Below are 12,329 nucleotides of genomic sequence, written 5' to 3' on the forward strand. Positions count from 1 at the left end.
GATGTAAAGGCTAAAAATGACAAGAGCTGTGTGAATCGAGAGGTTCATGCACAGTTCTGTGAGGGGCTAGTGGGGAAGTTCCACCGGTCTACTCGACCAGGAAAATGGCTACTTGGATAACATCGTTTACTATATAACCAAATTACAATACTTCAAGTGTGCTCATCTGCATTTCTCCTAAAAATTCTCTGCCATAACGCAAGAGAGCTACTAGGTTAAGCCTTTTTGCCAATTATCACAACATTTTCACTTGGGAAAAAATAATCAGGTATAGCCATATTTTTTGGTGCAGGTCCTCCAATTACTCGACCTGATGTATCATAATATGAGCCATGGCAAGGGCAGAACCAGCCATTGCCGTCTTTTGTAGCATAATCAACCGGCACACACCCAAGATGGGTGCATATTCCAACCATAATTAACCACTCATCTTTTCCTTTGCATACTCTTTGCTCATCCGGCTGGGGATCTCGCAAAATTTTTACATCAACTGCTCTTGCCGCTTCAATCTCTTGCTTCGTACGTCTGCGAATAAACACTGGTTTACCTTGCCATTTTACTTTTTTCCCTCGCCCTTCCTGAATATCAGATAGATTAACCTCGACCGTAGACATCGCTAAAACTTCAGCGGAAGGGTTCATAGACTTAACTAGTGGCCAAAGTCCACTTGCAGCTCCTATACCTGCCATAGCAAATGTAGTTAATGTTATAAAATCTCTTCTACTCTTATTTTTAGTAAGGTCTTTAACAGGAGATGCTTCTTTAGCCTTTTTGTCTGCCAACAATTTTTTATTTTTATTTAATTTTTTGCCCATCGATCTCTATTCAGCTACAAGTATATATTTTAGCTTAAATACTATAGATTAATCAATAAAAACTTGCACTTTTAGCTATCGCTGCTACAGCTCAGAGGAGGCAGAGTTCCCGACTTCTTCAGAAGTGCTATCTTCAGTAGAACTAGGATCTTCAATTTTTGCCGCTGACACCACCCTTTCTTTACTTTCTGTTTTAAATAGGGTGACTCCCTGAGTGCTACGTCCTGTGATTCTAATATCATCCACTGAAATGCGAATTAACTTTCCTTTATCTGTAATGAGCATTATATTGTCACCCTGTTCAACTGGAAAACTAGCAACGACACTGCCGTTTCTGCTGGTAGTAAGAATATTGGTAATACCAACACCACCCCTATTGGTTACTCTGTACTCATACGCAGAAGTTCTTTTACCGAATCCATTTTCGGTAATGGTTAGTATAAACTCCTCATTCACCGCAAGTTTTAAGAATAATTCACTGTCTATTCCCAAATCGTTCAAAGTCTTTTCTAACTTAGAATCAATGGCTTTATTATTAGCAGATTCTAGTCTTTTTGCAAGTGGAACTTTTAGGTAAAGTTCTTTTGTTTCTGTTGTGACATCTATACCGTTTAGTATGGTCATGGATATCACGCTGTCGCTCTTTACAAGTTTGATGCCTCTTACGCCATCTGAATTGCGGCTTTTGAACTGGCGAACATCACTTACAACAAATCTGATGCTTTTCCCAAGCGTCGTTGAAAGTAAAACGTGATCAATTTCATTGCATACTTTAACCGACACTAATTTGTCTCCTTCATCGAGCTTGATTGCTATCTTTCCATTACTTGGAATATAGTGAAAGTCTGCTAAAGAGTTACGCCTTATGTTTTCATGAGCAGTAGCAAAGACTATATTCTGATTTTCATCATTCTCACCTGGGAGTGGCATGATGTTAGTTATAGTTTCACCTTCAGTGAGAGGAAATACATTAACAAGCGCTCTTCCACGCGCTGTTGGCTCTGCAAGAGGTAATTTATAAACCTTTAACCTATAAACTCTGCCAATATTGGAAAAGAATAAAAGGCTAGTATGGGTACTTCCAACAAACAATTTCGTGGTTACATCTTCTTCCTTTAATCCCTGTCCCAGCTTTCCTTTTCCACCACGACGCTGAGTTCTATAGTGAGAAAGCTTCACGCGCTTAATGTAACCATTCATAGTTACAGTCACCACCATATCCTCTTGCAGAATGAGATCCTCAGCTTCAATGTCTACATCTAATTCTTCTATTGAAGTTTTTCGCGGTACAGCAAATCTGTTCTTTATTTCTTGTAAATTATTCTTTATTTCTTTCATCAATTTCTCTTCTAAGCCAAGAAAAGCGATATATTCTTTTATCAGGTTGATCATTGAATTTAGCTCAGCTTCTAATTTGCCTTTTTCAAGACTTGTTAAGCGTTGCAATTTCATGTCAAGAATAGCCTTCGTCTGCAGCTCAGTTAATCTATATACTCCATCTTTTAAAAAGCTCTCACTGTCTGAAATCAAGCTAATAATCGTGTTTATTTCCGCTGAAGTCTTCCACTCTTTATTTAAAAGCTCTTTGCTTGCTTCTTCAGGATCTTTTGCACCACGGATGATTTTTATCACTTCGTCTATGCTCAAAACTGCAATGTAGAGCCCTATGTATATATTAGCTTTTTCCCTCGTTTTTCTTAGACGAAATTCCGTTCTCCTGATTAGTACTTCTTTTCTAAAGTCAACAAAAGCAGCTATGATTTCTTTCAATGACATCATAGCAGGTCTGTTGTTACTCAGAACCAAAGTGTTAACACTAAAGCTACTTCTTAATGGAGTAAGGCCCAGTATTTGATTCAGTACGAAATCTGCTGCAGTATTTTTCCTAAGATCAATCACTACCCTAATACCGGACTTATCGGACTCATCCCGGATTTCAGTTATGCCATCAAATTTCTTCTCTTTTACGAGCTCACCTATTTTCTCAATTAATTTTACTTTATTCACCTGGTAAGGTATTTCATCAATAACTATTGCTTGCCTATCTTGCGGCAGATCTTCTATATGAGTTTTACCTTGTACAACAACTGAGCCTCGGCCTGTGGCAAACGCTGATCTTATTCCAGACCTACCAAGAATCGTTCCACCAGTTGGAAAATCCGGCCCCGGCACCACTTCAAGCAGTTCATCTAAAGTTACTTCAGGGTTATCTATGTATAATATACAAGCATCAATTACTTCTCCAAGATTATGAGAAGGAATGTTGGTTGCCATGCCAACTGCAACACCACTTGCACCATTTACCAACAGATTCGGAAACTCTGCAGGTAGTACAACAGGCTCTGTCTCATTTCCATCGTAGTTTGGCCTAAAGTCAACTGTATCTTCATCGATATCATTCAATAAAAAATGCGACACTTTGTGGAGCCTTGCTTCTGTATATCGCATCGAAGCTGGCGGATCTCCATCTATTGAACCAAAGTTACCTTGCCCATCAATAAGTGGTAAAAGAAGAGAGAAATTTTGAGCCATTCTGACCAAGGAATCATAAATAGCCATATCACCGTGTGGGTGATATTTCCCCATTACGTCCCCAACTATACGAGCTGCCTTTTTATATGGCTTACCAGCATCGTATCCTGCCCTTGCCATTGCATATAATATGCGCCTGTGTACAGGTTTAAACCCATCGCGCACGTCAGGTATAGCCCGGCTTATGATCACGCTCATTGCATAAGAGAGGTAAGAATCTTCCAGCTCTTTCACTATTGAAACTGGTACTATGTTGTCTTGCATTTTCTATACTTTAACCGAAGTAATTGTAATATTAACATTTAGTTAAGCAAATGGTCAATGAGAAATTAGACAGCATGTGGTTCTACTTTTTGTTTACAACAATAATATTGAGCTATAGAATTACATTTAAAGGGGCAATTAGCTCAGCTGGTAGAGCATCTCGTTTACACCGAGGAGGTCGGCAGTTCAAGTCTGTCATTGCCCACTATATTGATTCTAATATATCACAAAATTCTGTATGGTCCCAGAGTGTGATGATATAATAGAGTATGAGAAAAAATACCATCATAAGGAGGAATTATGGGACTGTACACTTTTACCTACTGTGCATTTCATAAGTCATATTGATAACCATTATTTACTTATATCTTCTATGCTGGTTATAGAAGATAGGTAGGTTAACGAAAAGGTAGATCTCTTTTATTACCAATTTATGGTAAAAGATTTTAAGGAGAAACGCAGGTGAGTGCCGCAGAATACTTGGGAGAAGTACAAGCAAGTTGTTGATGCAAAATCAGAAAGCAGGTTATGCAGGAGATCTAATGAGAGTCCCATTTCACGGTGTTTAAATCTATTCCTTCTTGCACCATTTCCCAAAGTGGGCTCATTTCTCTTAGTCGACCAACATTTCTAGCAACAAGATCTGCTGCGTATAAAATTTCATCTTTAGTTGTAAATCGGCCAAGGCTAAATCTAATTGATGAGTGCTCAAGATCATGGCCATTGTTTAGTGATCTTATGACATAGGATGGCTCAAGAGATGCAGATGTGCACGCAGAACCGGAACTTACTGCTAAATCCTTGATTGCCATGATGAGGGATTCGCCCTCAATGTAGGGAAAACTTAAGTTTAGGTTGCCAGGAATTCTATTTTCATAATCACCATTTAAAATAACATCAGGAAATGCTTCTTTTATCTTGCTGTACAAAATATCTCTTAGATCTTCCAACTTGATTGCTTCCGTTTCCATTTCTTCTTTAGCAATACGTGCTGCTTCACCAAAACCAACTGCAAGAGGAGTTGGAACTGTTCCAGAGCGCATACCTCTCTCCTGTCCACCACCACTAATCAGTGGTGTCAGCCTGACACGAGGATTCTTTGTCCGGACATATAATGCACCTATTCCCATTGGTCCATAAATTTTGTGGCTAGAAAGGCTCATGAGATCAATGTTCATTTCATTAACATCGATCGGTACTTTTCCAAAGCTTTGAGCAGCATCTGTGTGGAAAAATATATTATGCTTCCTACATATTGCACCAATTTCCTTGACAGGTTGCACTACTCCGATTTCATTATTTGCCATCATCACTGAAACCAGAATTGTTCTATCAGTGATTGCTTCTTCGAGTTTCAACAAATCTATAATTCCATTTTGCTTAACAGGCAGATATGTAACTTTAAAGCCTTCATTCTCCAGATGCCGACAAGAATCCAAAACGCACTTATGCTCTGTGCAGACAGTTATTATATGGTCTCCTTTATTCCTATAAAAATGAGCAACACCCTTTATCCCCATGTTATTTGACTCGGTTGCACCTGAGGTGAAGATAATTTCTTTGCTATTTGCGTTGACCATACCGGCAATGTGTTTCCTTGCTTTTTCCACTGCTTCCTCAGCAGCCCAACCAAATGAATGGCTACGAGAGTGTGCATTACTAAACTTACCAAAATAAGGTATCATCACCTCTAAAACACGAGGATCTACTTTAGTAGTAGACTGATAATCAAGAAATATCGGCAATTTTATCTTAGCACTGTGTGCTTTCTCATTTTCTACATTCATAGTCAGTATGAAAATTTGAGCATAGAAGCTACAGTACTTCATAGCACTAAAGCTTAATCTTTTCAAGATATAATCTTGCTCAAGTACAAAATCCTGTATGCAAACGTCGTCCATAAGGATAACGAGAAAGGAGCACTGGCTATGGCGCTGGTTCATCCTATAATGTATCCAAGTGGTCTGCTACGCAAATTACCCACAAACTACAATGTTTGTACAGATGTGCGTCACTAGCTGGAATGACATCATCTATGTAAATAGTTCCAAACTTTAAACATTCTTACAGTTATAAGTAGTGTAGCTACAAATCATTCACAATTGATATACTCAAATTATCTTCAGTAAATAGATCAATCAGGATATTAGGTATCCTGCTATTAACTATATGAGCAGTTCCAGCACATTCTTCCACCATTTTAACACACGCTATAAGTTTTTTAATAAGCCTTTCCTCTTTAATTTTACCGCAATTAATTGATGCATTTAAACTTTTAACAGATATCTTTCTACCAACAATTTTATCTATTTCTTCATATGCATCACTAAAGGTCACCATTTTGGATGCAGAAACTGCAATTGCTACCGCGCTTGCAGCACTATCGGCATCAACGTGATATGTTTCTTTATTTCCTCGATAACCAATAGGTGCAATAACTGGGATAAAATCTGACTCCTCAAAAAAAAATAATATATCAGGATTGATCTCAGTTGGTACTCCAATAAACCCCATATCTAATATTTTTTCGATATTGCTTGATCGATTCTTCCTAAGCGTAGTGCTTACCTTTTCAGCTTTTATTAGGCTACCATCTTTTCCACATAACCCAATGGCTGAACCACCAGCAGCATTTATATGCTGAACAATTTTTTTATTAACTGAACCACATAGCGCCATTTCAATGATTTTCACGGTATCTTTGTCTGTAAGTCTGATATCATTTACAAACTTACTATCCATACCTAAGGCTTTCAGTACAGAATTAATTTCATATTCTCCATCATGAACTATAACTGGATTTATACCAAGCTGTTTCAACAAGACAACATTATGTGCAAAAGCATTAAGCAGCGTTCTGTCTGAAATTGTAATACTGCTGCATTTGATGACAAAAGTTTCGCCGACAAAGTTGGGTATATTAGACAGCACTTCAAGCAACATTTCTGTTTTTTGTTTAAATGGTACTCCACCATTTGAAAATTCACTGCTCTTCATTTCTTTATCTTGTAAACTTGAAAAACTCATCCCTTACCTTGACTATTTTACACTTAGCACGGGTGCTTATTTGATGAATTGACACATTCTCATTATTAACCCATTTTTGAGTACTTTCTAGAATGGCATCGAGATTTTTTTGACCTACTTTGTCTATTTTTGTTAGCACAACATCAAAGTTAACATTATTATATGTTAACCAATAAATAAAGTCCTTGTCTATTTCTTTTAGCCCTACTTTGCTATCTACCAACACAAATACTCTTTTTAGGCTTCTTCTTTGAGCTAAATAATACTCAATCAGATCTAAATATTGCATTGTTTCTTCCTTGCTCGCATAAGAATAGCCATACCCTGGCAGATCAACAAGCCTGAACTTGTCATTGTACATAGAGTAAAAATTTATTTGTCTAGTGCACCCAGGTTTAGAAGAAACTCTGGCAGCTTTTTTGCTGTTTATCAGTAAGTTAATTAAACTGGATTTTCCTACATTCGATCTACCGGCAAACGCAATCTCTGGAACCGATTCATCTGGTAATGATTTTATATCTGAAGCTCCAAATATAAAATTGCTGTTTGATGTCATCCTTCTTGCATTATATATAGAAATATCTAAGGTAGTATGTATACTATAACGTTATTACTTGATGTAAAAAATTTTTCATTTCAAGTATATATTGTTTACTTAAATAGTTAAAATATTAGATCTGAGCTATATGGATATAGAAAACAATTTGCAAGATTTGAAGAAAAAATTTAATGATATAGAAAGGAGATTAGAAAGTCCTACCAATTTAAGTCAAAAAGAATTTATCAACCTTTCAAAAGAATACTCTGAGCTCAGGCCGATTATCAAAATAATCGATGAATACAACACGCTGAAAGAAGAAACCTCAGACTTAGAGGAAATAATAAGAGATGAAAATAGCGAACATGATATAAAAGAGTTAGCAAAAGAAGAGCTCCTTGAGAAGCAAAAGATATCATTACCAAAAGTAAAAGTCAAGCTAAAATTAGCGCTATTGCCTAAAGATGAAGATGATTCAAGAAACGCAATATTAGAAATTAGAGCAGGTACAGGAGGAGAAGAAGCGGCATTATTTGCAGCAATCTTATTCCGCATGTACCAAAAATATGCAGAAAGGAGAAATTGGAAATTTGAGCCAATAAGCATTTCCAGTACAGGTATAGGTGGCTACAAAGAAGCTTCTGCACTTATTAATGGCACAGAAGTTTTTGCAAGGTTGAAATTTGAATCTGGAGTACATAGAGTGCAGAGGGTACCAGAAACTGAATCCTCGGGAAGGTTGCACACTTCGGCAGCTACTGTTGCCATATTACCTGAAGTTGAGGAGGTTGATTTTAAAATAGAAGAGAAAGACCTACGGATAGATGTTTACAGGTCTAGCGGTCCTGGAGGACAGTCAGTGAACACAACTGACAGTGCGGTAAGAGTTACTCACCTGCCAACAGGAATAGTTGTAATACAGCAAGATGAAAAATCGCAGCACAAAAATAAAGCTAAAGCGCTCAAAGTATTGAGAGCAAGATTATATGAAATTGAAAGACAAAAAAAAGAAAAAGAAAGGTCAACTATGAGAAAGAGCCAAATAGGCACTGGAGATCGTTCTGAACGTATAAGAACTTATAACTTTCCACAGTCAAGAATAACAGACCACAGAATTAACCTGACTTCACATCGGTTAGAGCAAATTATAAAAGAGGGCGAACTAGACAAATTTATTGAGGCATTAATTTCACGCAACGAAGCAGAAAGGCTAGCAGGAGAGAGTTAAGTCTGCAATTGTTTTTTTAATCACAACGGGCTTATTTCATTGTAGTTTCTTTTTAAACTTTTTTTTCACAGAAATCTTAAATACTTAATATTAAAACTAATCTATTTTTATAACTTAGATAAATTTTTAATATTTTTATTGATTTCTCTGTAAATATCAATACAGTACTAATATATTAACTAATAGTGGCGGTAAAGAAATGCGCAATAGTACTAGTGACATACACAATGAAGTGGTGGAAAGTTTAAATAGTCTAGCTTATAATGGGCAAACAAGCAAATTTAAGAAGATATTTATATCCTTACTTATCACCATAAACAGTGCTGCCTTCACATAGTAAAACTGACGGGTGATGCTATTGTTATGTCCAGCGTACTGAATGCAATGGCAAAAGATCAAGCTGTTAGCATGTTTTATGATCTACTCAAAAAAGATCAAGGCTTTGCGTTTAACACATTGGATGCTGTTTTTTATCGATCCAATACTTTATTCAACACTCTGTTTAGTCAACTTAATCTTCAGCAAAAAGAAGATTACAAGATATATCTTAGAGATAAAATCGACAGTTAGTGCTAAGCACATTTTAGAGCGTTTTTATTCAAATGATAAAAGGAAGCCTAAAACAGAAAACTCTAATGCAAAGAATTCTAATACAGATAGTAGGTTGTTAAGGCAAAGAAAAAAGCCTACTCAGAATGGATTTTTAACGTTAAATAATTCTGCAAGCTTCCTTCCAAACTCTGCAACATTAGAAGAAACAACCGATCAACACGAAATAGAACCTCTTACAGTTAATTGGGGTTTAACATCAGAAGAATATCAGGATATGCTTTCAGAGTCAGATAATCGGTCATTTGATGAATTAATCTATTGGGTGACTGAAGAACAGCTATCAAATAGCCTTCAACTCTCAATATTAAAAAGTTTAATGAACTAGAAGAAGTAGTTATAGAGCCAGCAGCAAAACGTCAACGCATATTATAACAATAACTAGAAATTGGAAGACCTATAGCTAAGGTTTTCCCACGTCATGCCGCGATTCATTTGCGGTATTTCAGCTATAGATCCCGCTAACACGCAGCGGAATGACGATTGTCGATGTTACTTTAGTTATAAATATTTAAGAAATTTACCAGGCAGAAGAAAAGGACAATAAAACCCCTAGGTAGCTAGTTATTCCACTCTCTATTTTAAAATCCGGTGTTGGGTGATGTCTTAAACGACTTATAAGCGCGTTCCAGCTTGTATAGGCAAAAACCTAGAAGTTTTATGAAGACATGGAGTGCACATAGTGCAAAAATTTAAATATGAGACGCCAAATATAAAGTTTCCTTTATCATTTTAATCTGCAGATTGCGAAGTTAAATGAATAGCTTCACTACTGTGATAAGGGTAACAACGAAGGTTGTCAAGTAGTTTTTTGTTTCTGTTGAATCCAATACGCTGCCAAGAACTTGTTTGATGTGGTTATGCAAGAAATCTAGCGCTTTCTGCTTATAGTTACAGGTTTGAACCAATTTATCATGCTATTTTATTTGCTTTCCCGATGACGAAAGTTCTATAGATAGCCATGCCAAAATTATGAGTGGTTCTCATGTGGCAATGAAGAGTGATGTGATGATATTAGCCATTTATTCTTATCCCGTCTGTAAGTAAATGTGTAACGAGCGCGTAACTCCTTGCCGTCTTTCAGTCTAAAGGTATATAAGCCTGTATCAACAGCTTTATTACATCCAATGTTTATAGCGCGTGACTCAACTTCTGCAGTTGGATATTCAGCTAAAAACCCTTTAAAGTAATCAACGTGCTGAGCACTAGTTGTTCCAGGGCTAGAGGATAAAGTTGGCAGCAATACTGCATCATCAGTGTAGTTTGCGTTAACCTGATAAGCATCGCCAGTTTTTAACGAATCATTCCAACGATTAAACAACGCTTCGATATCCTGATCACTAGCTTTGACACAACTTCAGCCCCTGGTAAAAACTTGGACTACAGCCACTAAGACCAAGATAGCAAGTAAAAAACTTAATATTAAGATAACTCCTTTTTTACACGCCCTGTTCCACATACTACCTTACAAAAATTAAAAACGCTATTCTATAACACAAAAATTAATTAACTACAAAAGCTAAGTTACTGCCTAAGACAATAGAAAACATTAGACATACTGTCTATTCTCTAGGGCAAATTTCAAGGAATAATAATCTTTTCTCTTTCCTGTACCTGAGACTCTTCTTAATTCTTCACGCACTGCCCAAGAATCCATTTGCTTTCTATCAAATAGACCTGTTACCGGCTTTGTTGCGTGGCAACTAAAAAACCTAGCGGGGTTACTTACAAAATTCATTATAAAGTAGCTATTTAACTACCGAAGAAAGAATGTGCCACATGGCAGATATTGAAATTACCATAGAAAGCACAGCATTTATAACAACACTCCTGGTCATATATGTCTGACAGGAATGCTAGGTTAATAAAATCATACGGTGAAGATGGTATGAAAGAGTGAAAAAGAGAGTAAATTATGGGAAGAGGGCTTATATAGAAGGGGTTTTCTCAAGGGCTGAAGCGAATATTTGGATTTAGCTTGAGGCTGAGATAAATCGCGAAAAAGAACTGCTAATCAAGTGCCACTTGCTCAATAAATTTACCGACATTGGCATGGCTAAGTTTGAAATGGCTACATGAATTTGTCATAAATCATCACCACATAAGTTGCCGTGCAACAAAGCCAATGAGAATTGGTATTAAGAAACTGTGAAGGTTACTTTTAGGGCACCTTGTCTATCTCATTCTACCACTCCGCTAAACGTGCACAATGTGAGGTCGCTTAATTACCGATCTCAGAATTAATAGGCTTTTTCAACCTGTTGCACAATTTTATAAAAGTGGTCGAAATCTAAGCTTGCACTACCAATTAAAACTCCTGATATATTTGATATATTCAACAAATTTTCTATATTTTCTGAACTGACTGAACCACCATATATAACGTGCCTTTTACCAGTGCAGGATTTTATCACTTCTATTACCTCAGCAATTGCATTATTGCTTGGCACATGTCCTGTACCTATTGCCCATATAGGTTCATATGCTACAGTATATTCACCATGTGTTGGCAAGCGGTTTTTGCATTGATATTCTATTGCTTCCTTTGTTTTTCTACCCTTGTAATCTTCTGTATTTTCACCCACACAAATTATTGGGTGTAAACCCGATTCTATTGCTGTTTCTGATTTAAGCTTTATTTCACTATCTGTTTCGTTGGTTCTTTCAGAATGCCCAAGTATTACGTGAGTGCATCCTAATTCTTTCAACATTTCTGCGCTGATTTCACCTGTGTAAGAACCAGACTTTTTATGATGACAGTTCTGTGCTCCTATACTAATATTATTGCTTAGTTCTATGTTGTCTGGAAACAATGTAAAAGGTGGACAAATCACTAGTCTAGAGACAATTTCATTATTCTTGCTGTTAAGCTTGCTTATAAAGTCAACAAATGAAGATCGTGTTCCTTTCATCTTCCAATTTGCTACTATTAAAAAGGACATCAGCTTTTTATTATATTAGGTAAGAGTGCCTAAAACAGTACCAAAACGAACTCCTCTCACGCTTGCTTGTCAATTTAACAAAGTTAGCCATAGATGCGTTTTATTAACCCTTATTTACATAAAGGTGTGTACCTAGTTGAGAACTAATAAAAAAAACAAATTAAGTTTATGGAATGAAATGGAATTGAGTCAATAAAAAAATTTTTACCATTACTCATTTCTACCAAATTTTCTCTTTAATTATAGCTTTCTTGAATTTTACTTGCCCAGCTTGAGTCCTTCAGCTTCTGTCTTCACTTTTTAAACAGTCATGTAACAGAGTTCCCGTCACCTAAAACTGATGAACTGCAAGAAAAACAAAATACCGATATCAT

The 12,329-nt window shown here is 36.5% G+C and carries 11 protein-coding genes, 1 tRNA gene and 1 pseudogene; 5 read left to right on the plus strand and 8 right to left on the minus strand.

The genetic code is table 11. From position 1 onward, the window contains the following. Positions 1–215: 215 nt before the first annotated feature. Together petA and gyrA are read right to left on the minus strand one after the other, a co-directional pair. Positions 216–815: a ubiquinol-cytochrome c reductase iron-sulfur subunit gene (petA, locus tag AB6N09_RS01390; RefSeq protein WP_411131177.1), complete on the minus strand. Its 600-nt coding sequence runs from the start codon at positions 813–815 to the stop codon at positions 216–218. An 84-nt stretch (positions 816–899) separates the two neighbouring features. Then, complete coding sequence (gene gyrA / locus AB6N09_RS01395; protein WP_411131178.1) at positions 900–3,611, minus strand: DNA gyrase subunit A; 2,712 nt, start codon at positions 3,609–3,611, stop codon at positions 900–902. A 132-nt stretch (positions 3,612–3,743) separates the two neighbouring features. Between gyrA and AB6N09_RS01400 the strand changes: the two genes are divergently transcribed. Further along, positions 3,744–3,816, plus strand: a tRNA-Val gene (locus tag AB6N09_RS01400). A 33-nt stretch (positions 3,817–3,849) separates the two neighbouring features. After that, a complete protein-coding gene (locus AB6N09_RS01405) occupies positions 3,850–4,008 on the plus strand; it encodes a hypothetical protein (RefSeq protein ID WP_411131179.1) in 159 nt (52 codons plus the stop codon). Between the two features lie 142 nt (positions 4,009–4,150). On the opposite strand, the gene AB6N09_RS01410 is transcribed toward AB6N09_RS01405, so the two are convergent. From AB6N09_RS01410 to yihA, 3 genes are all read right to left on the minus strand, one after another. Continuing rightward, positions 4,151–5,398: an IscS subfamily cysteine desulfurase gene (locus AB6N09_RS01410; protein ID WP_411131215.1), complete on the minus strand. Its 1,248-nt coding sequence runs from the start codon at positions 5,396–5,398 to the stop codon at positions 4,151–4,153. A gap of 298 nt (positions 5,399–5,696) precedes the next feature. Continuing rightward, positions 5,697–6,638, minus strand: coding sequence for an acetylglutamate kinase (gene argB, locus AB6N09_RS01415; protein ID WP_411131180.1), 942 nt, complete (start codon positions 6,636–6,638; stop codon positions 5,697–5,699). Further along, complete coding sequence (gene yihA / locus AB6N09_RS01420; protein WP_411131181.1) at positions 6,613–7,194, minus strand: ribosome biogenesis GTP-binding protein YihA/YsxC; 582 nt, start codon at positions 7,192–7,194, stop codon at positions 6,613–6,615. Before yihA ends, argB begins: the two co-directional genes overlap by 26 nt. A gap of 130 nt (positions 7,195–7,324) precedes the next feature. On the opposite strand from yihA, the gene prfA reads away from it, so the two are divergent. Both prfA and AB6N09_RS01430 read left to right on the plus strand, forming a co-directional pair. Continuing rightward, positions 7,325–8,404, plus strand: coding sequence for a peptide chain release factor 1 (gene prfA / locus AB6N09_RS01425; RefSeq protein WP_411131182.1), 1,080 nt, complete (start codon positions 7,325–7,327; stop codon positions 8,402–8,404). 415 nt (positions 8,405–8,819) lie between these two features. Beyond that, the gene (locus AB6N09_RS01430; protein ID WP_411131183.1) at positions 8,820–9,341 is read left to right on the plus strand and encodes a hypothetical protein; all 522 of its coding nucleotides are present in this window, start codon (positions 8,820–8,822) and stop codon (positions 9,339–9,341) included. 642 nt (positions 9,342–9,983) lie between these two features. On the opposite strand, the gene AB6N09_RS01435 is transcribed toward AB6N09_RS01430, so the two are convergent. Together AB6N09_RS01435 and AB6N09_RS01440 are read right to left on the minus strand one after the other, a co-directional pair. Then, positions 9,984–10,343: an SgcJ/EcaC family oxidoreductase gene (locus AB6N09_RS01435; RefSeq protein WP_411131216.1), complete on the minus strand. Its 360-nt coding sequence runs from the start codon at positions 10,341–10,343 to the stop codon at positions 9,984–9,986. Positions 10,344–10,562: 219 nt separating this feature from the next. Then, on the minus strand, positions 10,563–10,751 hold the full coding sequence (locus tag AB6N09_RS01440; RefSeq protein WP_411131184.1) for a hypothetical protein: 189 nt from the start codon (positions 10,749–10,751) through the stop codon (positions 10,563–10,565). A gap of 99 nt (positions 10,752–10,850) precedes the next feature. Between AB6N09_RS01440 and AB6N09_RS05730 the strand changes: the two are divergent. Beyond that, positions 10,851–11,092, plus strand: a pseudogene (locus tag AB6N09_RS05730) (IS5 family transposase); the annotation flags it as partial. A gap of 161 nt (positions 11,093–11,253) precedes the next feature. Here AB6N09_RS05730 and AB6N09_RS01445 read toward each other — a convergent pair. Further along, positions 11,254–11,955 carry a triosephosphate isomerase gene (locus tag AB6N09_RS01445; protein ID WP_411131185.1) on the minus strand — a complete coding sequence of 234 codons (702 nt, stop codon included), beginning with the start codon at positions 11,953–11,955 and terminating at the stop codon, positions 11,254–11,256. Positions 11,956–12,329: the final 374 nt, after the last annotated feature.

The organism is Wolbachia endosymbiont of Tettigetta isshikii (genome assembly GCF_041154185.1).
Classification (GTDB): domain Bacteria; phylum Pseudomonadota; class Alphaproteobacteria; order Rickettsiales; family Anaplasmataceae; genus Wolbachia.